The organism is Streptomyces sp. NPDC004732, assembly GCF_040609235.1.
Lineage (GTDB): Bacteria > Actinomycetota > Actinomycetes > Streptomycetales > Streptomycetaceae > Streptomyces.
The window spans coordinates 24,089-47,203 of the sequence record NZ_JBEXJR010000011.1 but is presented as its reverse complement, the minus strand read 5'-3'; the positions used below and the strand labels follow the sequence as shown (position 1 = coordinate 47,203).

General features: G+C 70.1%; 18 protein-coding genes. 7 read left to right on the top strand and 11 right to left on the bottom strand.

Translation table 11 applies throughout. From position 1 onward, the window contains the following. Positions 1-23: 23 nt before the first annotated feature. From ABZV77_RS30695 to ABZV77_RS30685, 3 genes are all read right to left on the bottom strand, one after another. On the bottom strand, positions 24-821 hold the full coding sequence (locus ABZV77_RS30695) for an ABC transporter permease (RefSeq protein WP_356264478.1): 798 nt from the start codon (positions 819-821) through the stop codon (positions 24-26). A gap of 67 nt (positions 822-888) precedes the next feature. Beyond that, positions 889-1,851 (bottom strand): ABC transporter ATP-binding protein, encoded by a 963-nt coding sequence (locus ABZV77_RS30690; RefSeq protein ID WP_356264476.1) that lies wholly within the window; start codon positions 1,849-1,851, stop codon positions 889-891. Positions 1,852-1,986: 135 nt separating this feature from the next. Then, a complete protein-coding gene (locus ABZV77_RS30685) occupies positions 1,987-3,225 on the bottom strand; it encodes an NYN domain-containing protein (RefSeq protein ID WP_356263742.1) in 1,239 nt (412 codons plus the stop codon). Between the two features lie 336 nt (positions 3,226-3,561). Here ABZV77_RS30685 and ABZV77_RS30680 point away from each other — a divergent pair, with 336 nt between their 5' ends. Then, positions 3,562-3,741, top strand: coding sequence for a hypothetical protein (locus tag ABZV77_RS30680; RefSeq protein ID WP_356263740.1), 180 nt, complete (start codon positions 3,562-3,564; stop codon positions 3,739-3,741). Positions 3,742-3,849: 108 nt separating this feature from the next. On the opposite strand, the gene ABZV77_RS30675 is transcribed toward ABZV77_RS30680, so the two are convergent. Together ABZV77_RS30675 and dnaE are read right to left on the bottom strand one after the other, a co-directional pair. Further along, positions 3,850-4,095, bottom strand: a complete 246-nt coding sequence (locus ABZV77_RS30675; RefSeq protein WP_356263737.1) for a hypothetical protein — start codon at positions 4,093-4,095, stop codon at positions 3,850-3,852. 87 nt (positions 4,096-4,182) lie between these two features. Next, positions 4,183-7,725, bottom strand: coding sequence for a DNA polymerase III subunit alpha (gene dnaE / locus ABZV77_RS30670; RefSeq protein WP_356263734.1), 3,543 nt, complete (start codon positions 7,723-7,725; stop codon positions 4,183-4,185). Positions 7,726-7,950: 225 nt separating this feature from the next. Between dnaE and ABZV77_RS30665 the strand changes: the two genes are divergently transcribed. The 4 genes from ABZV77_RS30665 (at position 7,951) to ABZV77_RS30650 (ending at position 12,616) form a co-directional block, all read left to right on the top strand. Next, entirely contained in the window at positions 7,951-9,279 is a 1,329-nt protein-coding gene (locus tag ABZV77_RS30665; protein ID WP_356263732.1) for a DUF2252 domain-containing protein, read from the top strand. A 37-nt stretch (positions 9,280-9,316) separates the two neighbouring features. Further along, positions 9,317-10,000, top strand: coding sequence for a hypothetical protein (locus tag ABZV77_RS30660; protein ID WP_356264473.1), 684 nt, complete (start codon positions 9,317-9,319; stop codon positions 9,998-10,000). Positions 10,001-10,041: 41 nt separating this feature from the next. Continuing rightward, a complete protein-coding gene (locus ABZV77_RS30655; RefSeq protein ID WP_356263729.1) occupies positions 10,042-10,860 on the top strand; it encodes a DsbA family protein in 819 nt (272 codons plus the stop codon). Between the two features lie 94 nt (positions 10,861-10,954). Further along, entirely contained in the window at positions 10,955-12,616 is a 1,662-nt protein-coding gene (locus ABZV77_RS30650) for an alkaline phosphatase D family protein (RefSeq protein WP_356263726.1), read from the top strand. A gap of 18 nt (positions 12,617-12,634) precedes the next feature. Here ABZV77_RS30650 and ABZV77_RS30645 read toward each other — a convergent pair whose 3' ends face one another. Beyond that, entirely contained in the window at positions 12,635-13,204 is a 570-nt protein-coding gene (locus tag ABZV77_RS30645) for a dienelactone hydrolase family protein (protein ID WP_356263723.1), read from the bottom strand. Between the two features lie 43 nt (positions 13,205-13,247). On the opposite strand from ABZV77_RS30645, the gene ABZV77_RS30640 reads away from it, so the two are divergent. Then, the gene (locus ABZV77_RS30640) at positions 13,248-14,345 is read left to right on the top strand and encodes a mechanosensitive ion channel domain-containing protein (RefSeq protein WP_356263721.1); all 1,098 of its coding nucleotides are present in this window, start codon (positions 13,248-13,250) and stop codon (positions 14,343-14,345) included. An 18-nt stretch (positions 14,346-14,363) separates the two neighbouring features. On the opposite strand, the gene ABZV77_RS30635 is transcribed toward ABZV77_RS30640, so the two are convergent. From ABZV77_RS30635 to ABZV77_RS30615, 5 genes are all read right to left on the bottom strand, one after another. Continuing rightward, the gene (locus tag ABZV77_RS30635) at positions 14,364-15,950 is read right to left on the bottom strand and encodes a Na+/H+ antiporter (protein WP_356263718.1); all 1,587 of its coding nucleotides are present in this window, start codon (positions 15,948-15,950) and stop codon (positions 14,364-14,366) included. Between the two features lie 129 nt (positions 15,951-16,079). Then, the gene (locus ABZV77_RS30630; protein WP_356263715.1) at positions 16,080-16,559 is read right to left on the bottom strand and encodes a GNAT family N-acetyltransferase; all 480 of its coding nucleotides are present in this window, start codon (positions 16,557-16,559) and stop codon (positions 16,080-16,082) included. Beyond that, a complete protein-coding gene (locus ABZV77_RS30625; protein WP_055565226.1) occupies positions 16,556-17,497 on the bottom strand; it encodes an RluA family pseudouridine synthase in 942 nt (313 codons plus the stop codon). The genes ABZV77_RS30630 and ABZV77_RS30625 overlap by 4 nt, the downstream gene beginning before the upstream one ends. A 75-nt stretch (positions 17,498-17,572) precedes the next feature. Continuing rightward, entirely contained in the window at positions 17,573-18,250 is a 678-nt protein-coding gene (lspA, locus tag ABZV77_RS30620) for a signal peptidase II (RefSeq protein WP_356263712.1), read from the bottom strand. 78 nt (positions 18,251-18,328) lie between these two features. After that, a complete protein-coding gene (locus tag ABZV77_RS30615) occupies positions 18,329-19,318 on the bottom strand; it encodes a TraR/DksA C4-type zinc finger protein (protein ID WP_356263710.1) in 990 nt (329 codons plus the stop codon). 593 nt (positions 19,319-19,911) lie between these two features. Here ABZV77_RS30615 and ileS point away from each other — a divergent pair. Continuing rightward, entirely contained in the window at positions 19,912-23,073 is a 3,162-nt protein-coding gene (ileS, locus tag ABZV77_RS30610) for an isoleucine--tRNA ligase (RefSeq protein WP_356263707.1), read from the top strand. Positions 23,074-23,115: the final 42 nt, after the last annotated feature.

Sequence of the window (23,115 nt, the reverse complement as noted above, 5' to 3'; positions counted from 1 at the left end):
GCCAGCACTCCCTGTGCGGCGCGTCACCGCACGGCCGCCCGGCGGAACGCCCAGGTGGCGACGGCCAGCGAGACCACGCCGACGCCCGCGCAGACCGCGAGGTCGAGGGCGACCACGGCCCAGTCCGGATCCGGCCCGAACGTACGGGCGAAGGCCTCCACGCCGTACGTCGAGGGCAGCAGGTCGCGCGCGTACTGCAGCGGCATCGGCATGCGGTCGGCCGGGAGCACCCCGAGCAGCAGCGCCGCCGACATGCCCATCTGACCGAGGAGCGTGGCCAGTTCGGGCCGTGGCGCGAGCAGCCCGAGGGCCGCGCCGAGCCCGGCCAGGGCTGCACCGGCGAGCGGAATCACCGCCAGGAGCACCCACAGGTGCGTGAAGGGCAGCCCGAAGAGCCCGCATCCGACGATCGCCGTCACGAACGTCCCCGGCACCGTGAAGGAGGCGTACGCGGCCGCGGCACCCAGGACCACGGCGGCGGGCGGCACGGGGAGCGTGGCGTAGTGGTCGAGGCCGCCGTCGGAGCGGAGCTGTCCGAAGTACTGGGCGAGCAGGTTGAGGGCGACGAACGCGACGACGAGCACGGAGGACCCGGCGACGACGGCCCGCGCCTCACCGCCCCCGTCGACGACGCCGCGCATCAGGATCATGATGCCGACGGACTGGAAGGTCGCCACGAAGAGCAGCGGTATCCGGGCGACCCGGGCCCGTGACAGCTGCGCGCGGTAGACGGCCGAGAGCGCCGGCAGCAGCCGGGCCGGCGGCCCGAGCGGCGCGGGGCCGATGTCGGCCGCCTCGGCACGCCCGTCGGCCCGCACCACGGCTTCGAGGGGAACGGCACTCACCGGGCAACCCTTCTGTCGCTGTTCCTACGCACTCTGCTCGGTGTCACGCCTTCACCAGCCCCCGCCCGCTCCCGCCCAGTGCGAGATAGACATCCTCCAGGCTGGGCGTGGCCAGCGTGAAGTCGTCCAGCGCGGCGAACGCCGCCCCGCCGGTGACCGCCGCGACGGCGGCCCGCGCCTCGTCCGGGGCGAGCCGCAGGGACCACCGCCGTCCCGACTCGACCGCGGAGGACCGCAGCGCGGCCACCTCGGGCACGTCGAGCGGCGCCCGCTCCCGCCACACCAGCTCCACCCTGACCTCGTCCGCGACCTGCTCCTTGAGCCCGGCCGGGGTGTCGCAGGCGATGACCTTGCCCTGGTCGAGCACGGCGACGCGGTCGAGGACGGTCTCGGCCTCGATGACGTTGTGGGTCACAAGGACCACCGTCGTGCCGCGCTCGGCCCTGCGCCGGTCGATCGCCGCCCAGACGGCGCGCCGCGCGACCGGGTCCATCCCGGTGGTGGGCTCGTCCAGGACGAGCAGCTGCCGCTCCGCCACCAGCGCGGTGGCGAAGCAGGCGAGCCGCCGCTGCCCGCCGGAAAGCTTCTTCAGCGGCCGCGAGGCCAGCGGCGTGAGCCCCAGCTCTTCGAGGACCGCGTCCCGCTCGGCCCGCGCCCGCGCCACTTCGAGGCCGCGCAGCCGTCCGGTCGTCTCGACGGCGAGCGACACGGTCAGCTCGTCCAGGGCGGTGGACTCCTGCCCCAGGTACGCGAGGATCCGCGCGGCCCGCTCGGGGTGGCGCACGATGTCGTGGCCGAGGATCTCGACGCTGCCGCTGTCGGGGCGCATCAGCCCGGTCAGCTGGCGTACGAGGGTGGATTTGCCGGCGCCGTTGGGGCCGAGCAGACCGAAGATCTCGCCGCGTCCGACCGTCAGACGGATCCCGTCGGTGGCGCGGACCTCGGGGGTCGCGGGCCTGCCGCGCCGGGCGCGGGCGGCGGGATAGGTCTTGACCAGGTCGCGCACCGCGCAGACGGCGTCGTTGCCGTTTTCCTGTCGGAGTCCCTGTCGGACTGCCGGTGTCGGACGCGTACTCACGAAGGACGAGCCTACGGGGTCCGCGGGCACGGACTGCGCCCGGGGCGCCCCGTACGTCCCGTGTCAGTCACCTGCGCGGTCCCCCGCGGGCGCGTGCTCGGCGGCCGTCCGCGAGTCGACCTCCCGCCAGAAACCCGCCCTGATCGCATACCGGTCGTGCTCGTCGATCTGGTCGTCCTTGTGGGCGAGCAGGCCGAACCGTGCGGCGTAACGGAGCAGCTCCCCGTCGACGCGGTGCGGGATGCGGGGGTACATCGTCGACAGCTTCTGCAGGTTGTGCTGTTCCGGGAGGCGCGCCATCCAGCGCCGCGCGAACACCTGTCCGACCTCGAAGGGGTCGCCGCCGACGGTGGTGATGTCCTCCTCACGGTCGGCCCAGCGCTGCTCGGCGGTCGTCAGCTGGGCGAGGGTGGGCAGCGCGGCGGCCTCGGCGCCCTCGGGGGCGCCGCCGGGGCGCTCGACCCAGCCCTTGTCGGAGGACCAGCGCAGCGTCGCGTTCGTGGGGTGCTGCGGGGGCTGGGTGCCGGGGCCGCGCAGGGCGGCCAGGTCCTTGGGGGTGGGCACGCCCTTTCCGGGCGGCATGCGGTGCTCGTCGGGCCGACTGCCGTTGGTGGCGGGCTCGGGGTGCCGGGCGGGGGCCTCTTCCTCGGTGTGCTGCGCGGCGGCGGCGAGGGCAGACTCCGGCAGTGGGGCGGAGAGGATCGCGGCGATCTCGGGGCGCGGCACGGGCGGGGGCGCGCAGATGCCGGAGAGCTCCTTGGGGCGCACGGCCTTGGTGATCCAGGCCCGGTCGAGCACGCGCCGCTCGTCGGCCTCCGCGACCAGGTCCTCGGACTGGTTGTAGTCGCCGTCGGCGGCCTGCACGGCCCACAGGTGGACGGCGACGCCGTGCTCCTTGGCGGCCATCATCCCGGGCAGCAGATCGCCGTCGCCGGTGACGAGCACGACGTCGGAACAGGCCCGGTTGCGGGCCAGCTCGGTCAGCTCGGCGTGCATCGCGGCGTCGACGCCCTTCTGCGCCCACCGTCCGTCGCTGCGGGTCAGGGCGCCCAGGCGGACGGTCACGCGCGGCATGACGCGCAGCCGCCGGTGCTCGGGCTGAGGGACGCGGTCGGGGGCCCCGTCGAACCAGTAGATGCGCAGCAGGGGGCGCTCGGTGTCGGATTCCGCGCGCTCGCGAAGGCCCTGGATCAGAGCGGAGTGATCGACGGTGATCCGGGACCTGGACGGTTCGCCTGCGAGGAGACTCGCGGCGGCACCCAGCAGATACCCGGCGTCCACCAGGACGATGCAGCGATCCACGCGGTCCACCCTCTTTCCCTGGAGGTTCCCTGACGTACCTGGAGGTTCCAGCACAGTGCGACGTGCCTGGAGGTCTCTGGACGTTCCCTCGAAGGCCCACGAAGACACCCTGTCTGGACAACGAATAGGGGTGCGGGTCCGCGTCGGGTTCCCTTCGAGTCTGCCCGACCCGGCGGAGGTTAACGGCCGGAACTCGATCTTCGGCGTGGCGCATCGGCGGATCGTTCTCCGACCGGCCTTATTACGCACGGTAATTCTCCGAAATGCACACTTTGCAGCCATATGTGAATCTGGTCGCATCCTGGCCCCCAGATCCCCCTCAGGAGGAAGATCACCATGGCCAAGAACAAGAACCGCAAGCAGGGCGGCCAGCAGAACCGCTCCTCGCAGGCCGAGCAGGCGCAGGAGCAGGCCAAGTCGACCGCGGTGGAGGCACAGTCGCCGCTGCAGTCGCAGGCCCAGGGCAGCCCTGCCGATGTTGCTCGTAAGCACCAGCGCCGCTTCGGTCACAACTGACGCACATCCAGGCGCATATGGCACGCATGAGGGGCGCACCCGGTTCGGGTGCGCCCCTCATGGCATGGACCGCTCCATGCAGGACGGAGGCCGGTCCATTCAGCCCGCTCAGTCCGTGAAGCCGTGCCGCTCGTGCGCGACCATGAACGAGCTCGGCCTCTCCAGCTCGGAGGGGATCGGCCGCACGACCTTGCGGCCGCCCTGGATGACGGCGTACGCGGCGCGCACGTGCCGCACGCGGTCGGTGAACTCCATCCGCGGGAAGTAGTCCCGCAGCGCCCGGCGGGTCGCCTCCGGGGACTGGTGCGTCTCACGCATCAGGAATACGGCCTTGTCGACAGCGGCACCGTTCACGGCACTCCACCCTCACCCACGAGAAGAATTAGATGCACTCTGCATCTTACTCTCCGACATGTCCGGTTTGGATAAGTAAGGGGCAGGTCAGCCCGCCAGGCAGGACGGGCCGAGCAGCACCTTCAGGTCACCGAAGAGCGCCGGGTCCGGCTTCACCCGGTGCCGGTCGAGCCGCAGCACGGTGGTCTTCTGCGCCCCCTGGAGCTTGATCCGCACCTCGCTGTTGCCGCGGTGGTGGCTGAGGACCTCGCCGAGGCGGGTGATCATCGGCGGGCTCACCTTGACCGTCGGGATGGTGATGATCACGGGTGCGTTGGTGCCCGCGTTCGACAGGTCGGGGACCTGCATCTCCATGGCGACGAGCCGGGGCACGTCCTCGCGCTTGTCGAGGCGTCCCTTGACGAAGACCACGGCGTCCTCGACGAGTTGGGTCGACACCAGCTGGTAGGTGGCCGGGAAGAACATGCACTCGATGGAGCCCGCGAGGTCCTCGACGGTGGCGATGGCCCAGGCGTTGCCCTGCTTGGTCATCTTCCGCTGCAGGCCCGAGATGATGCCGCCGATGGTGACGACGGAACCGTCGGAGAAGTCACCGCCGGTCAGCTGCCCGATGCCCGCGTCCGCCTTGTCGGAAAGCACGTGCTCCAGGCCGAAGAGCGGGTGGTCGGAGACGTACAGACCGAGCATCTCCCGCTCCTGGGCGAGCAGATAGGTCTTCTCCCACTCGTCCTCGGAGAACTCCACGTCGAGCCCGAAGCCCGGCTCGTCGCCGCCGGTCTCCTCGCCCATCCCGCCGAAGAGGTCGAACTGGCCCTCGGCCTCCTTGCGCTTGACCGCGACCACGTTGTCGATCATCGGCTCGTACTGCGCGGTCAGGCCCTTGCGGGTGTGCCCCATGGTGTCGAAGGCGCCCGCCTTGATCAGGGACTCCGTGGTGCGCTTGTTGCAGGCGGTGGCCTCGACCTTGTCCAGGTAGTCGGGGAAGGAGGTGAACTTCCCCTTCGCCTTGCGCGACCGGATGATCGACTCGACCACGTTCGTGCCGACGTTGCGGACGGCCTCCAGGCCGAAGAGGATCTCGTCGTCGCCCTGGGCGGCGAAGTTGTGCACCGACTCGTTCACGTTCGGCGGGAGCACCTTGATGCCCATGCGGCGGCACTCGTTGAGGTAGACGGCCGACTTGTCCTTGTCGTCCTTCACCGAGGTGAGCAGTGCGGCCATGTACTCGGCGGGGTAGTTCGCCTTCAGGTACGCGGTCCAGTAGGTGACCAGGCCGTACGCGGAGGAGTGCGCCTTGTTGAACGCGTATCCGGCGAAGGGGACCAGGACGTCCCACAGGGCCTGGATCGCCGCGTCCGAGTACCCGTTCTTCTTCGCGCCCTCCTGGAAGAGGACGAAGTTCTTCGCCAGCTCCTCGGGCTTCTTCTTGCCCATCACACGGCGCAGGATGTCGGCTTCGCCGAGCGAGTACCCCGCGATGATCTGCGCGGCCTTCTGCACCTGCTCCTGGTACACGATGAGGCCGTAGGTGAGGCCGAGCGTCTCCTTCAGGGGCTCTTCGAGCTCCGGGTGGATCGGCGTGATCTCCTGGCGGCCGTTCTTGCGCTCGGCGTAGTTCGTGTGCGAGTTCATGCCCATCGGGCCCGGCCGGTACAGGGCCGAGACGGCGGAAATGTCCTCGAAGTTGTCGGGCTGCATCTGGCGCAGCAGCGAGCGCATCGGGCCGCCGTCGAACTGGAAGACGCCGAGCGTGTCACCGCGGCAGAGCAGTTCGAAGGTCTTGGGGTCGTCCAGTTCGAGGGAGAGCATCTCCAGGTCGATGCCCTTGTCGTTCCGCACCATCTTGACGGCGTCGTCCATGATGGTGAGGTTGCGCAGGCCCAGGAAGTCCATCTTGAGCAGGCCGAGCGACTCGCACTGGGGGTAGTCCCACTGCGTGATGGTCACGCCGTCGGTGTGCCGCGTCCAGAGCGGGGCGTGATCGACGATGGGCTCGCTGGACATGATCACGCCGGCCGCGTGCACACCCATCTGCCGGACCAGGCCCTCGACGCCCTTCGCCGTGTCGATGACCTTCTTCACGTCGGGCTCGTTCTCGTACATCCCCCGGATCTCGCCCGCTTCGCTGTAGCGCGGGTGCTTGGGGTCGGTGATGCCGGAGAGGTCGATGCCCTTGCCGAGGACGTCGGCGGGCATCGCCTTGGTGAGGCGGTCGCCCATCGCGTACGGATATCCGAGCACGCGCGCGGAGTCCTTGATCGCGTTCTTCGCCTTGATCTTTCCGTACGTACCGATCATGGCGACCTTGTCGGCGCCGTACTTCTCGGTCACGTACCTGATCACTTCGACGCGCCTGCGCTCGTCGAAGTCGATGTCGACATCGGGCATGGAGACGCGCTCGGGGTTGAGGAACCGCTCGAAGATCAGTCCGTGCGTGATCGGGTCGAGGTCGGTGATGCCCATGGCGTACGCGACGATCGACCCTGCCGCGGAGCCTCGGCCCGGACCCACCGCGATGCCGTTGTTCTTGGCCCACATGATGAAGTCGGCGACCACGAGGAAGTACCCCGGGAAGCCCATCTGGATGATGATGTCCATCTCGTACTCGGCCTGCTTCTGCCGGTCGTCGGGGACACCGGCCGGGTAGCGGCGCTCCATGCCGACCCGGACCTCCTCCTGGAACCACGTGACCTCGGTGAAGCCCTCCGGGATCTCGAACTTCGGCATCAGGTCGCGCTTCTCGAACATGCCCGTGGTGTCGATCTGCTCGGCCACCAGGAGCGTGTTGCGGCAGCCCTCCTGCCACGCGTCCGAGGAGTCGATGGCGTACATCTCGTCCGTGGACTTCAGGTAGTAGCCCGTGCCGTCGAAGCGGAAGCGGTCCGGGTCCGAGAGGTTCTTGCCGGTCTGGATGCAGAGCAGCGCGTCGTGCGCGACGGACTCGTGCGCGTACGTGTAGTGCGAGTCGTTCGTCACCAGGGGCGGGATGCCGAGCTTCTTGCCGACCCGGAGCAGGTCGTCGCGGACCCGGCGCTCGATGTCGATGCCATGGTCCATCAGCTCCAGGAAATACCGGTCCTTGCCGAAGATGTCCTGGTAGTCCGAGGCCGCCTGCACCGCCTCGTCGAACTGTCCGAGCCGCAGCCGCGTCTGCAGCTCGCCCGAGGGGCAGCCGGTGGAGGCGATCAGCCCCTCCGACCACTGCGAGATGGTCTCCTTGTCCATGCGCGGCCACTTCTGCAGCCAGCCCTCGGCATAGGCGTCCGAGGACAGCTTGAAGAGGTTGTGCAGGCCCTTCTCGTTCGCCGCCCAGATCGTCTTGTGGGTGTAACCACCCGAACCGGACACGTCGTCGCGCTTCTGGTGCGGCTGTCCCCACTTGATCTTGCGCTTGTTCCGCCGCGACTCCGGCGCCACATACGCCTCGATGCCGATGATCGGCGTCACGCCCGCCTTCTGCGCCGAGTGGAAGAAGTCGTACGCACCGTGCAGGTTGCCGTGGTCGGACATGGCGATATGCGTCATGCCCATCTCATTGGCGGCGTCGAACATGTCCTTGAGCCGCGCGGCACCGTCAAGCAGCGAGTACTGGGTGTGCACGTGCAGGTGCGTGAAGGGCGGCTTGGTCACGGTGGAAGGCCTCCGGCGAACGAGGGGTGACAGGCTGCGGGCAGTCTGGGGGGACAGCGTGGAAGTCTAATCCGGAGCGCTGACAGCCGACGGGCACTCGGGGGTACGGTCGAGCGTTGGAAGGGACGGAACATCTGTCCCGAGGGGCGGAGCGGCCCTCTGTCCCAGGGGGCGGAGCACCCGCCCCCTGTCACGCATCACCCCTGTACCAGGAGGCACCCAGCGATGTCGGTCCCGCAGCCCACGGCTGAGCAGCGCGGCGAGGAGATCCTCGCCGTCTTCGACACCGCCTTCGGCGAGCTGCTCGCCGCGGACCCCGCCGCGTTCCGGGTGAAGTTCCGGAAGATGGCCTCCTCCGCCTTCGCGTTCTACCGCGGCACGGCCTGCCTGTTCTACGGCGACCTGGAACGCGAGCAGCACGGCGGGCCCTACCTGGACGACCGCACGGGCCGGGTGTGGATCCACGGCGACCTGCACGCCGAGAACTTCGGCACGTACATGGACGCGCAGGGCCGCCTGATCTTCAACGTGAACGACTTCGACGAGGCGTATGTCGGCCCCTTCACCTGGGACCTGAAGCGCTTCGCCGCCTCCGTGGCCCTGATCGGTTACACGAAGGCGCTCGGCGACGACCAGATCACCGACCTGGTGCGGACCTACGCAGCGGCGTACCGCGAGCGGATCCACGACCTGTCGACGGGCGCCAAGAGCGACGAGGTGCCGCCCTTCACGCTGGACACCGCCCAGGGCCCCCTCCTGGACGCGCTGCGCGACGCCCGCTCCCTGACCCGCTTCGGGCTGCTCGACTCGATGACCGAGATCCGCGACTTCGAGCGCCGCTTCGCGTCGGGCGGCGGCTCCATCGAGCTCGACGCCGCCACGCGCTACAAGGTGCTCGCCGCGTTCGACGGCTATCTGGAGACGCTGCCGGAGTCCTCGCTCACCCGCCCCGACTCGTATCGCGTGAAGGACGTCGTCGGCCGTCGCGGCATCGGCATCGGCTCCGCGGGCCTGCCCTCGTACAACATCCTCCTGGAGGGCAACAGCGACGCCCTGGAGAACGACGTCGTGATCTACCTCAAGCAGGCGCAGACCCCCGCGGTCTCGCGGCACATCACGGACCCGGCGGTCCGTGGGTACTTCCAGCACGAGGGCCACCGCACGGTCATCTCGCAGCGCGCGCTCCAGGCGCACGCCGACCCGTGGCTGGGCTGGACCGAGCTGGACGGCGCGGGCCAGCTGGTCGCCGAGGTCTCGCCGTACGCCGTGGACCTGGACTGGTCGGACATCGACGACCTGGACGAGATCTCCTCGGTCGTCGCCGACCTGGGCCGCGCCACCGCCACGATGCACGCCGCGGCGGACGACGAGAGCGGCCACTCGGACCTGGTGCCGTTCTCCACGGAGCGGGCCATCGACGCCGCGATCGCCGCCGACGAGGACGGCTTCGCGGGCCTGCTCGTCGACTTCGCACACTCGTACGGCGCACGTGCGCGTGCGGACCACCAGATCTTCGTCGACCTGTTCCGCAACGGCCGGATCCCGGGGCTGTAGAGGTCACCCACAGGAACGCATGACACACTCCTCCGCGATGGACATATCCGGGAATCAGCTCAGAGTGGTGCGCGCGGCGCTCTTCACGGCACTCGTCGTGACGCTGTCCGCCGCGTCGCACGTGCTGCTGTCCCGCGTCCCCCTGCCGCTGACCACCGTCGCGGCCATCGCCGCCGCCGTCTTCCTCATCGCGTATGCGATGGCGGGGCGCGAGCGTGGGTACGGACGGATCGCGACCCTGCTGATCCCCCTGGAGCTGGCCGCCGACACGGTCTTCACCGCGGGGCAGCACGTCTGCTACGGCGAGGCGGGCGGCCCCGTCGCGGGCCCGCTGCGCGCCGTCGGCTTCGACGTGCTGTGCGGCGGGGCGCCCGTGGGGACGCCGCTGGCCCGGATGACCGCGGAGGGGCACGGCGCGGCCGCGCTGCTCGCCGACGTGGACCCGACGGCCGCCTGGCTGCTGCTCGGGGCGCACGTCGGGGTGGGTCTCCTCGCGGCGGCCTGGCTGCGGCGCGGCGAGCGGGCCCTGGCCCAGCTCCTGCGCGCGGTCGCCGCCGCGACGTTCCGGCCCCTGCTGATCGCGGTCGCCGCGGTCACCACCTCCCGCATGCCCGTACGCCGCCTGCCGCGCCCCGCGCGCCGGGTGCGGACGGCGCGCACGCGGCTCCTCGTGCACTTCGTGGGGCGGCGTGGACCGCCGTGCTCGGCCGTCTTCGCCTGAGCACAGCACCCCACGCAGTCACCCACACGGAGAAAAAGATCATGAGCAAGCGCAACAGTCAGGCCGCCAAGTCCGCAGCACGCGAGCGCATCCGCGCCCAGCAGGAGGCCGAGCGCAAGCGCGAGAAGCGGAAGCGGGGCATCATCGTCGGCGTCTCGATCGTCGGCGTGCTCGCCATAGCCGGTGGTGTCGGCTATGCCGTCATGCAGTCCAACAAGCCCGGCTACTGGGAAGAGGCCAAGGACGCCAAGCTCGTCAAGCCGGCCAACACCTCGGGCACGAACGGCACGACCGTCGTCCTCGGCAAGGAGTCCGCGAAGAAGACCCTGAAGGTCTACGAGGACCCGCGCTGCCCCGTGTGCGCCGCCTTCGAGCAGACGGTCGGCCCGACCGTCGAGAAGGACATGAAGGACGGCAAGTACAAGATCGAGTTCATCGGCGCCACCTTCCTCGACCGGAACATCCCGGGCGAGGGCTCCAGGAACGCCATGAGCGCGCTCGGTGCGGCCCTGAACGTCAGCGACGAGGCGTTCCTCGAGTACAAGAAGGTGCTCTTCTCGGCGAAGATCCACCCCTCGGAGCAGGACGACAAGTTCAAGGACGACTCGTACCTCCTCAAGGCCGCCGACCAGGTGCCGGACCTCAAGAAGAACGCCGCCTTCAAGAAGGCCGTCAAGGCCGGGACCTACGACCGGTGGGCCCTGGAGATGTCGAAGAAGTTCGACGACAACAAGGACGGCGTCGAGGGCACGCCCTCCTTCGTCATGGACGGCAAGCAGCTGACGGGCCCCGGTTCGAAGAACGCGCCCAGCACGGTCGAGGACTACAAGACCGCGATCGACAAGGCCCTCAAGGGCTGAACAGCGCCCTTTGACAGGGCGCGTGGGAAAAGAGCGGGCGAACTCCTCGGGTTCGCCCGCTCTTTGCGATTACCACTGAGTAAGGTGATCGCCCGTGACCAGTCGAAACGATGTTCAGCCGCCGCTCAACACCCGTGCGCCAAGCCGCCGCACGGTCGTCAAGGCCGCCGCCGCCACCGCCGCGCTCGGCGCCCCGCTCGCCGCAGCCATACCCGCGTACGCCGCCGAAGGACCCGCCTTCCACCACGGAGTCGCATCGGGCGACCCGCTGCCCGACGGCGTCCTGCTGTGGACCCGCGTGACGCCCGCCCCGGATGCCGTGCCCGGCTCCGGCAAGGGTCCCGACACCGAGGTGAGTTGGGAGGTGGCCGAGGACAAGGGGTTCACCCGGGTCGTCGGCCGCGGCAGCACCACCGCGCAGGCCGGGTCGGACCACACGGTCAAGGCCGACGTAAGGGGCTTGCGCCAGGCGACCACGTATTACTTCCGCTTCTCCGTAGGGGACGTGCGCTCCCCCGTGGGCCGCACCCGCACCACCCCCGCCCACGACGCGTCCGCGCACGGCGTCCGCTTCGGTGTGGTGTCCTGCGCCAACTGGGAGGCCGGCCACTTCTCGCCCTACCGCCACCTCGCGGCCCGCACCGAGCTCGACGCGGTCCTCCACCTCGGCGACTACATCTACGAGTACAAGAGCGGCGAGTACCCGTCCGCCGAGTACGTCGTACGTCAGCACGAGCCGAAGCACGAGATCACCACGCTCGCCGACTACCGCACCCGGCACGGCGTCCACAAGACCGACCCCGACGCGCAGGCGATGCACGCCACGCATCCCGTCATCGCGATCTGGGACGACCACGAGTTCGCCGACAACGCCTGGTCGGGCGGGGCCGTGAACCACTCGCCGGAGACCGAGGGCGACTGGGCGGGCCGCATGGCGGCGGCCAAGCAGGCGTACTTCGAGTGGATGCCCGTACGCCCCTCGACCGAGGGCACCGTCTACCGCCGCGTCCGCTACGGCAAGCTGGCCGATCTGCACCTGCTCGACCTGCGGTCCTTCCGCTCCGAGCAGGCGGGGTTCGGCAGCGGCGAGGTCGACGACCCGGACCGCACGATCACCGGCCGCGCGCAGCTCGACTGGCTGAAGTCGGGCCTGGCCTCATCGGACGCGGCCTGGAAGCTGGTCGGCACCTCGGTGATGATCACGCCGGTCGCCTTCGGCTCGCTGCCCGCCCATCTCCTCAAGCCCCTCGCGGAGTTGCTCGGCCTGCCCGGTGAGGGACTCGCGATCAACACCGACCAGTGGGACGGCTACACGGACGACCGCAAGGAACTCATCGCCCACCTGCGCGACAACAAGATCCGCAACACCGTCTTCCTGACCGGTGACATCCACATGGCCTGGGCGAACGACGTACCGGCCAAGGCGGCCACGTACCCTCTGTCGGCCTCGGCCGCGACGGAGTTCGTCGTCACCTCGGTGAGCTCCGACAACATCGACGACATGCTCCACGTCGCCCCGCACACGGTCTCCCTCGTGGCGGCGGGCGCCATCAAGGCGGCCAACCGGCACGTGAAGTGGCTGGACATGGACTCGCACGGCTACGGCGTGCTCGACGTCACCGCCGAGCGCTCGCAGATGGACTACTACGTCGTCTCGGACCGGACCGACCCCGGGGCGACCTCGTCCTGGGCCCGTTCGTACCGCACGCTCACCGGCACGCAGCAGGTCGAGCGGGTGCACGCACCGGTCCGCTGACCACCCTGGGCCAGAGCCCTAGAGCGTCTCCAGGAAGCCGAGCGCCGTGCGCCACGTCGCCTCCGTGGCCTCGGCGTCGTAGTCGTCGAGGTCCGGGTCGGTGTAGAGGTGGCCCGCGCCCGCGTAGCGGTAGATCTCCACGTCGGCCCCGGCCCGGCCCATCTGGAGGTACCAGGCGCTCAGCCAGTCGTCGGACTCGAACGGGTCGGGCTCGGCGACGTGCAGCTGCACGGGCAGCTCGTCCACGGACACGTTCTCCGCGAGGTCGGAGGTGCCGTGCAGGAGCAGCAGGCCGCGCGCCTTCTCGTCGCCGAGGGCGAGGGTCTGCGCGGTCGCGGCGCCGAGCGCGAAGCCCGCGTAGACGAGACCCCGCTCCGAGTAGGGCGCGGCGGCGAGGATCGCGCGCTTCAGGATCTCGTCCTTGCCGAGCTCGTTCTGAAACGTCCTGCCTTCCTCGACGCTGTCGAAGACGCGGCCCTCGAAGAGGTCGGGGGTCCACACCTCGTGCCCGGCGGCACGCAGCCGGTCCGCCGCCGCGTGCACCGCGGGCCGCAGACCGTACGTCGAATGGAAAAGCACGATGTTCATGGGGCCATCGTGCCATCCGTGCCCTACCCCTACCCTCGGAGGCATGGAGAACGTACTGCGTCCGTTGATCGTGGTCGGCGGCTCGGTCGTGCTCACGGTGGTCGTCGGCTGGCTGGTCGACGTCCTGCTGCGCCGGGCCGACGAGCGGCACCACGAGACCCCGCTGTGGGGGCTGCTGCGCCGCTGCCGCGTACCCCTGCAAGTCGTCCTGTGCACCGCCATCCTGAGAGGCTCGTACCAGCAGACCAAGATCGCCGATGACCACTCCGCGGGCATCGGCCGCACCCTCACCCTCATCCTCATCGGCTCCACCGCCTGGCTCGTCGTGCGGATCGCGGTGGCCGTCGTCGAAGCGTCGTACGCGCGCTACGCCACTATGCACCGCGACCCGGCCCGCGTCCGCCGGGTGCGTACGCAGGTGACCCTCATCCAGCGGGTGGTCACCGCGATCGTCGGTGTCGTGGCCGTCGCCGCGATGCTCCTGACGTTCCCCGCGATGCAGGCCGCGGGCGCCTCGCTGCTCGCGTCGGCGGGCGTCCTCGGCATCGTCGCCGGTGTCGCCGCCCAGTCCACCCTCGGCAACCTCTTCGCGGGGCTGCAGATCGCCTTCGGCGACATGGTGCGGCTCGGGGACACGGTGGTGGTGGACGGCGAGTGGGGCACGATCGACGAGATCACCCTGACCTTCCTGACCGTCCGCACCTGGGACGAGCGCCGGATCACCATGCCGGTGTCGTACTTCACCTCGAAGCCCTTCGAGAACTGGTCGCGGGGCGGCGCCGAGATGACCGGCACGGTCTTCTTCCAGCTGGACCACTCCGCGCCCGTCGTGCGGATGCGCGAGCGGCTCCACGACATCCTGCGCGACTGTGCCGCGTGGGACGGCAGGGACTGGGGCCTCGCGGTGACAGACACCACACCGACCACCATCCAGGTCCGCGCCCTGGTCACCGCGAAGGACGCGGACGACATATGGACGGTGCGGGTCACGGTGCGCGAGCAGATGATCCGCTGGCTCGCCGAGCACCACGCCTACGCGCTGCCGCGGGTCACCACCGGCACCGCGGAGCCGGTGCCGAACGGCCACCGGCCGCGCCTGGAGCAGTTCTCGCCGGACGTCCCCCGGACGGGCCGCGGCTGAGCGCGGACCGCCCGGCGGTCACCTCAGGCTGCGTACGTCGAGGTGGTGCAGGACCCGGTCGACGACCTCCGGGTCGGCGCCGGGCTCGCTGCGCGCGGCGAGCACTTCGTGGCGGGCGGCGGACATCATCTCGCGCTGGATGCGCTGGACCGCCTTCAGCCGGTCGACGCGCTTGGCGTACCGCTCGCGGCGCTCGTCGTCGAGCAGATCCGGGCTGATCCTGGCCCCGATGTCGAACGCGCCGCGCAGCAGCCGCTCGGAGACGTCCTCGGGGAGCTCCTCGACCTCCTCGATCTCCTTGAGGCGGCGCTTGGCGGCCTTGGCCGCGCGGAGGGCGAGCGCGTGCTCCAGCTCGCGCTCCGCACCGGCGTCGGCGCGCACATCGAGCTTGCGCACCAGCCAGGGCAGGGTGAGTCCCTGGGCGACGAGGGTCGCCATGATGACGCAGAACGCGATGAAGATGATCTCGTCGCGGGCCGGGAACGGAGTTCCGTCGTCCGTCTTGAGCGGAATCGCGAGCGCCAGCGCCACCGAGGCCACGCCCCGCATCCCCGACCACCACATGACGACCGTCTCGCGCCAGGTGGTCGGGATTTCCTCGTCGACGTCCCGCAGCTTGTGGAGCCGCTTGGCCAGCCAGGTCGCGGGCAGCAGCCAGAGCAGTCGTACGCCGACGACGACGGCGACGATCGCCGCGCCCCAGCCGAACATCTCCCACGGGCGGCCGCTCGCGATGCCGAAGACGTTGTGCAGCTCCAGGCCGATGAGCCCGAACGCGATGCCGGTGACCAGGGTGTCGACGATCTGCCAGAAGGTCTGTCCGGTGATCCGCCCGAGCACGTCGTCGGCGTCGACGGCGTTCTCCGCGAGGTAGAGCGCGGTGGTGAGGACGGCGAGCACGCCGGAGCCGAGCAGCTCCTCGGCCAGCACATAGCTGACGAACGGCACCAGGAGCGTCAGGCCGGTCTGCAGGGTGGCGTCGCCAAGGAGACCCATGAGTTTGTTGGTGAGCCAGCCGAGCACGAGGCCGACGATGACGGCGACCACGGCCGACAGCACCAGGAGCCCCACGGCGGAGGGCCAGGAGAAGGTCCCGCTCATCGCCGCCGCGATCGCCACGTGGTAGAGCACGATCGCCGTGACGTCGTTGAAGAGCCCCTCGCCCTCCAGGATCGACACGAGCCTGCGCGGCAGCCCCAGCGATCCGGCGACCGCGGTGGCGGCGACGGGGTCGGGCGGCGCGACGAGCGCCCCCAGCGCCACGGCCGCCGCGATCGGCAGCCCGGGGACGACGGAGTTGGCGACCGCGGCGACCGCCGCCGTGGTCACGAACACCAGCGCCACGGCGAGCAGCAGGATGGGGCGGATGTTGGCCGTGAACTGCCGCCAGGAGGTGCGCTGCACCGAGGCGTAGAGCAGCGGCGGGAGCACGAGCGGAAGGATGTAGTCCGGCGGGATCTCCACATTGGGCACGAACGGCAGCAGGGCCATGCCGATCCCGACCAGCGTCATCAGGACCGGCGCGGGCAGTCCGAGGCGGTCCCCCAGGGGCACGGTGACCACGGCACCGAGCAGCAAGATGAGCACCAGCGCCAGTTGATCCACGTGTGCACTCCGGCAGTCGAGACTTGGACGATCAAGACCTCAACCCTGCCACGCATTCCCCGCCAACCGGAGCGACACGTTCTACGAACCTGCCCGGCCCGCTCTGTGGTTCTACGGGTTCTGCTGGTTCTACGGGTTCTGCTGGTTCAGCGGCTTGCGCATCGCGCGGTGCGGGATCCCGGCGTCGGGGAACTCCGGGCCGTACACCTCGTATCCGAGGCGCTCGTAGAAACCCAGGGCGTGGGTCTGCGCGTGCAGGTCCACCGCCGTCAGGCCACGCGCGCGTGCCACGTCCTCGATGGCCCGCACCAGGGCGGCGCCCACCCCGAGGCCCCGCGCGGCCCGCGTCACCGCGAGCCGTCCGAGCGCGCCCACTCCGGTGTCCCCGCCGTTCTTGGCGGCCGCCGCGGCGCCGGTCAGGAGCCGCCCGGTGCCCAGCGGGACGCCGTCCTCGCGGATGGCCAGGACGTGCACCGCCCTGGCGTCGTGCTCGTCGTACTCAAGCTCTTCCGGGACCTGCTGCTCGACCACGAAGACGTCCTTGCGGACGGCGAAGCAGGCCTCCAGGTCGTCCGTGCCCTCGGCGGTCCGGACCGTCACACCGGTCACGAGCTCTCCGCGCGGACCCGGTCGAGGGCCTTCTGAAGGTCCTCGGGATAGCCGCTCTCGTACTCCACCCACTGGCCGTCGCCCGGGTGCTCGAAGCCGAGCCGGACGGCGTGCAGCCACTGGCGGGTGAGGCCGAGGCGCTTGGCGATCGTGGGGTCCGCGCCGTACGTCAGGTCGCCCACGCACGGGTGCCGGTGGGCCGACATGTGGACGCGGATCTGGTGCGTGCGCCCCGTCTCCAGCTTGATGTCGAGCAGGGAGGCGGCGCGGAAGGCCTCGATGAGGTCGTAGTGCGTCACGGAGGGCTTGCCCTCGGCCGTGACCGCCCACTTGTAGTCGTGGTTCGGGTGGCGGCCGATGGGGGCGTCGATGGTGCCGCTCATCGGGTCGGGGTGGCCCTGGACCAGCGCGTTGTAGCGCTTGTCGACCGTGCGCTCCTTGAACTGGCGCTTCAGGGAGGTGTACGCGCGCTCCGACTTGGCGACGACCATCAGGCCGGACGTGCCGACGTCGAGGCGGTGCACGATGCCCTGGCGCTCGGCCGCGCCGGAGGTGGAGATCCGGTACCCCGCGGCGGCGAGGCCGCCGATCACGGTCGTCCCGGTCCAGCCCGGGCTCGGGTGCGCGGCCACGCCGACCGGCTTGACGATCACGACGATGTCGTCGTCGTCATGGACGATCTCCATGCCCTCGACGGGCTCGGCGACGATCTGCACCGGAGCGGCCGCCTGCGGCATCTCCACTTCCAGCCAGGCGCCGCCGTGCACCCGCTCGGACTTGCCGACCACCGAGCCGTCGACCGAGACCTTCCCCGCCGCGGCAAGCTCGGCGGCCTTCGTACGGGAGAACCCGAACATGCGCGAGATGGCGGCGTCGACGCGCTCGCCCTCCAGGCCGTCCGGCACGGGCAGGGTACGGATCTCGGGAATCGTGCTCACCCATTGAGTATGCAGGAGTGCACCGACACTCCCGCACCACAGGCCCGCACCACAGGCCCGCTGCCGCCCCCGGCCTCAGTCCTTGTGGACCGTGCCGTCCGGGTCCAGACCGCGGAAGGAGAGCAGCACGATCAGGATGCCGCCGCAGACGATCGCCGAGTCCGCGAGGTTGAAGACCGCGAAGCCCTTCGGGGCGATGAAGTCGACGACCGCGCCCTCGAAGACGCCGGGCGCACGGAACAGGCGGTCGGTGAGGTTGCCCAGCGCGCCGCCGAGCAGCAGGCCGAGCGCGATCGCCCACGGCAGGCTGTACAGCTTGCGGGCGAGCCGCGCGATCACCACGATGACCGCCGCGGCGATGCAGGTGAAGATGATGGTGAAGGCCTCGCCGAAGCCGAAGGCCGCGCCCGCGTTCCGGATCGCGGAGAGGCGCAGCCAGTCGCCGACCAGCTCGATCGGCTCGTGGTGCTCCAGCTTGGCCACCACGATCATCTTGCTGATCAGGTCGAAGGCGTACGCGACGACGGCCACCGCGAAGAGCACGGCGATCTTGCGCTTGCCCTTGTCCGCGGCCGCACCTTCGGCCGCGGTCGCACCGTCGGCCGCAGTCGCACCTTCGGCCCCGGCCTCGGCCTGCTGCCCGTCCTGTTCGGCCGCCGCCGTCTTCTCGGAGTCCGGACCGGACTGCTCCGGCTCGTCCCCGGCCGTCTCAGGGATGTCCGGCGTACCGATGATGCGCTCCGCCTCTGCCACGTGAGTCCCTCAACCTAGGTACCTGACTGGGGACGAGAGTACGGCACACACGTACGGTCCCCGGCGCCCAGGCCGGGCTCAGTAGCGGCGCTCCTGCTTCTGCTTGCACTCCACGCACAGCGTCGCGCGGGGGAAGGCCTGCATCCGTGCCTTGCCGATCGCATTGCCGCAGTTCTCGCAGAGGCCGTACGTCCCCGCATCGAGGCGCTCCAGGGCACGCTCGGTCTGCACGAGCATCTCGCGCGCGTTGGCGGCGAGCGCCATCTCGTGCTCCCGCGTGATGTTCTTCGTGCCGGTGTCCGCGTCGTCGTCGCCCGCCCCGTCACCGGAGTCCCGCATCAGGCCCGCCAGGGACTCCTCGGAGGAGTTGATCTCGCTGCCCAGCCTCAGCGCCTCGCTCTGGAGCTCCGCGCGGGCCTCCGCGACCTCTTCCGGCGTCCAGGGGTCCTCCCCGGGCCGGACCGCGAGCTCGCCGGGCTCCACCGCCGCGGCGCGCGCCTTGGGCACTGCCGTCGGCTGCTTCGCTGCTGTCGCCGTGCCCGGAGTCTTCTTCGCAACCACCGTCGTGGCTCCCGTCGTCTCCGCGGCCTCAGCCGCATCATCGGCCGCGGACGCGGCCGTCTTCTTGGCCGTGCTCTTCTTGGCCGTGCTCTTGTGCGCGGTGCTCTTCTTGGCGGCCGTCTTCTTCGCGCTCTTCGCGTTCTTCGCGGGGACGGCCTTGGCAGCGCTCTCAGGGGCCTCGTCGATCCCTGTGTCCTGAGCGGCCACCTCCTGGTCGACCGCCTTGGCGGCGGTCTTCTTGGCCGCCGTCTTCTTGGTGGCGGTCTTCTTCGCGACGGCTTTCTTGGCCGTGGCCTTGCTCGTCGTGGCCTTGCTCGGCGTGGCCTTGGCGGTCGTCGCCTTGGCCGTCGTCGCCTTCGTCGCCTTCTTGGCAGCCGTCTTCTTGGCCGCCGTCTCCTTGGCCCCGTGCGTGCTCTTCTTGCCGCTCACATCCTTGGCCGTCGCTGCGGCCGCGCCTGTGGATCTGCCGGACGCCGACTGCTGTACGGCGGTCTTCTTCGCCACCATGGCCGCGGCCCCTTCACATATTGTGATCTTGCTCGCGAATCGTGCTGGGACGATAAATCGACTCCAGGCCCGCGGCAACGGGGCACGCCGCCCGATTCCCCCGCCCCACGGGTGCCGCGAGGCGAGTCTGCATGCGTTGTGCCCAACTCCCTGCCGGGTAATCCGCCGTCCGGAGCGCGCCAGGAACCGCCCGCCCCGCATGTCGCCATTCGGGTCAGTCACCGCCTCCTCCCCCACCCGCCACAGGACTCCCGGAAAACCGGTCGGCGCCCCCTTCCCGCGCGCCGTACACTGGACGGCAGCGAGAAGCGTGGATGGGGACGAGTAGCGGCGCACGCAGCCATGAGCGACCCGGGGACGGTGCGAGCCCGGGGGCCGGCACGACGCGAAGATCACCCCGGAGCCGCCGGAAGAACGCCGAAGCGTCCCAGCCGAGGCAAGTAGACCCGGTATCGCGACCCCAATGAGGGGGCTCACCGGCGCGGACCCCGTTCCGGAGAGCCAAGGAGGGTGGTACCGCGGGAGCGCGCCGCACCAGGCGCACACGGCTCTCGTCCCTCCGACGGAAGGCAGCACATCCGCCGGAGGACTCGTTGAATACGCCGCCGCAGTACCGTCAGGTGCCCGCCCAGGTCGACCTGCCCGCCCTCGAGCACGCCGTGCTCGACTTCTGGAGCGAGCAGAAGATCTTCGCCAGGAGCCTCGAGCAGTCCGAGGGCCGCCCCGAGTGGGTGTTCTACGAAGGCCCGCCGACCGCCAACGGCATGCCGGGCGCCCACCACATCGAGGCCCGCGTCTTCAAGGACGTCTTCCCGCGCTTCCGCACCATGCGGGGCTACCACGTGGCCCGCAAGGCCGGCTGGGACTGCCACGGCCTGCCCGTGGAGCTCGCGGTCGAGAAGGAGCTCGGGTTCAACGGCAAGAAGGACATCGAGGCGTACGGCATCGCCGAGTTCAACGCCAAGTGCCGTGAGTCCGTGACCCGGCACACCGACGCCTTCGCCGAGCTCACGACCCGCATGGGGTACTGGACGGACCTCGACGGCGCCTACCGCACGATGAACCCCGAGTACATCGAGTCGGTCTGGTGGTCGCTGAAGGAGATCTTCGACAAGGATCTCCTCGTCCAGGACCACCGCGTCGCCCCCTGGTGCCCGCGCTGCGGCACGGGCCTGTCGGACCACGAGCTGGCGCAGGGCTACGAGACGGTCGTCGACCCCTCGGTCTATGTCCGTTTCCCGCTCACCTCCGGACCTCTCGCGGGCGAGGCCGCCCTCCTGGTCTGGACGACGACCCCCTGGACCCTGGTCTCCAACACCGCTGTCGCCGCGCACCCGGACGTGACCTACGTCGTCGCGACGAACGGCGAGGAGAAGCTGGTCGTCGCCCAGCCGCTCGTCGAGAAGGCGCTCGGCGAGGAGTGGGAGACGACCGGCGAGACCTTCACCGGCGCCGAGATGGAGCGCTGGAACTACCAACGTCCCTTCGAGCTCGTAGAGTTCCCGGCTCCGGCGCATTACGTCGTGAACGCCGACTACGTCACGACCGAGGACGGCACCGGTCTGGTCCACCAGTCCCCCGCCTTCGGTGAGGACGACCTCAAGGTCTGCCGTGCGTACGGCCTGCCGGTCGTGAACCCGGTCCGCCCGGACGGCACCTTCGAAGAGGACGTACAGCTTGTAGGCGGTGTCTTCTTCAAGAAGGCGGACGAAACCCTCACCAAGGACCTCGACGACCGCGGCCTGCTCTTCCGGCACATCGCCTACGAGCACAGCTACCCGCACTGCTGGCGCTGCCACACGGCACTGCTCTACTACGCGCAGCCGTCCTGGTACATCCGCACCACGGCCATCAAGGACCGCCTCCTCCAGGAGAACGAGAAGACCAACTGGTTCCCCGACTCGGTCAAGCACGGCCGCTTCGGCGACTGGCTGACCAACAACGTCGACTGGGCGCTGTCCCGCAACCGCTACTGGGGCACCCCGCTGCCCATCTGGCGCTGTGAGGAGGACCACCTCACCTGTGTCGGCTCGCGCGCAGAGCTCTCCGACCTGACGGGCACCGACCAGTCGGAGCTCGACCCGCACCGCCCGTTCATCGACGCGGTCACCTTCACCTGCCCGCAGGAGGGCTGCGGATCCACGGCCACGCGCGTGCCCGAGGTCATCGACGCCTGGTACGACTCGGGCTCGATGCCGTTCGCGCAGTGGGGATACCCCCACAAGAACAAGGAGCTCTTCGAGAGCCGCTACCCCGCACAGTTCATCTCGGAGGCCATCGACCAGACCCGCGGCTGGTTCTACACGCTGATGGCCGTCGGCACCCTGGTCTTCGACAAGTCGTCCTACGAGAACGTGGTCTGCCTCGGCCACATCCTCGCCGAGGACGGCCGCAAGATGTCCAAGCACCTGGGCAACACCCTGGACCCCGTCCCGCTCATGGACCAGCACGGCGCCGACGCGGTCCGCTGGTTCATGGCGGCCGGCGGCTCCCCGTGGGCGGCCCGCCGCGTGGGCCACGGCACCATCCAGGAGGTCGTCCGCAAGACGCTCCTCACGTACTGGAACACGGTCGCCTTCCAGGCGCTCTACGCCCGTACGTCGAAGTGGGCCCCCAGCGACGCCGACCCGGCGCCCGCCGACCGCCCGCTCCTGGACCGCTGGCTGCTCAGCGAGCTGCACGCGCTGACCGACCAGGTCACCCAGGCCCTGGAGAGCTACGACACCCAGCGCGCGGGCAAGCTCCTGTCCGTCTTCGTCGACAACCTCTCGAACTGGTACGTCCGCCGCTCCCGCCGCCGCTTCTGGCAGGGCGACAAGGCGGCCCTGCGCACCCTGCACGAGGTCGTCGAGACGGTCACGCGTCTGATGGCCCCGCTGACGCCGTTCATCACGGAGCGCGTCTGGCAGGACCTGATCGTGCCGGTCACGCCCGACGCCCCGGAGTCGGTGCACCTCTCCTCCTGGCCGGAGGCGGACCTCTCCGCCATCGACCCCCAGCTGTCCCAGCAGATGGTTCTCGTCCGCCGCCTCGTCGAGCTCGGCCGCGCCACGCGCGCGGAGTCGGGCGTCAAGACCCGCCAGCCGCTGTCCCGCGCGCTGATCGCGGCGACGGGCTTCGAGTCGCTCAACCCGGAGCTGCACGCCCAGATCACCGAGGAGCTCAACGTCTCCTCGCTGGCTTCGCTCTCCGACGTCGGCGGCTCGCTGGTCGACACCACGGCCAAGGCCAACTTCCGTGCCCTCGGCAAGCGGTTCGGCAAGGGCGTCCAGGCGGTCGCCAAGGCCGTCGCCGAGGCGGACGCGGCCGCGCTGTCCCTCGCCCTGCGCGAGGGCACCGCCTCGGTCGAGGTCGACGGCGAGACGGTGACGCTGGCCCCGGACGAGGTCATCATCACGGAGACCCCGCGCGAGGGCTGGTCGGTGGCGTCCGAGTCCGGCGCCACGGTCGCCCTTGACCTGGAGATCACCGAGGAGCTGCGCCGTGCGGGCCTGGCCCGGGACGCGATCCGGCTGATCCAGGAGGCCCGCAAGAACAGCGGCCTGGACGTCGCGGACCGGATCGCCCTGCGCTGGACCTCCACGGACCCGGCGGTCGGCACGGCCCTGTCCGAGCAGTCCGAGCTCATCGCGGACGAGGTCCTCGCCACGACGTTCCTGAACGAGGACGGCGCCCCGGGTGAGGCGGACGACACATTCGGGCAGCCGTTCACCGACGACGCCCTGAAGCTGACGTTCCGCCTCCGCAAGGCGTAACGCCTCAGGACCGACCGAAGGCCCGGCCCCGCCAAAGATCTT

Bases quoted from the DNA above. Each gene is read 5' to 3' on its own strand.
- ABZV77_RS30640 (WP_356263721.1), top strand. From the start codon at position 13,248: ATGGAGAACGTACTGCGTCCGTTGATCGTGGTCGGCGGCTCGGTCGTG.
- ABZV77_RS30660 (WP_356264473.1), top strand. From the start codon at position 9,317: ATGGACATATCCGGGAATCAGCTCAGAGTGGTGCGCGCGGCGCTCTTC.
- ABZV77_RS30655 (WP_356263729.1), top strand. From the start codon at position 10,042: ATGAGCAAGCGCAACAGTCAGGCCGCCAAGTCCGCAGCACGCGAGCGC.
- ABZV77_RS30615 (WP_356263710.1), bottom strand. From the start codon at position 19,318: ATGGTGGCGAAGAAGACCGCCGTACAGCAGTCGGCGTCCGGCAGATCC.
- ABZV77_RS30665 (WP_356263732.1), top strand. From the start codon at position 7,951: ATGTCGGTCCCGCAGCCCACGGCTGAGCAGCGCGGCGAGGAGATCCTC.
- ABZV77_RS30645 (WP_356263723.1), bottom strand. From the start codon at position 13,204: ATGAACATCGTGCTTTTCCATTCGACGTACGGTCTGCGGCCCGCGGTG.
- ABZV77_RS30680 (WP_356263740.1), top strand. From the start codon at position 3,562: ATGGCCAAGAACAAGAACCGCAAGCAGGGCGGCCAGCAGAACCGCTCC.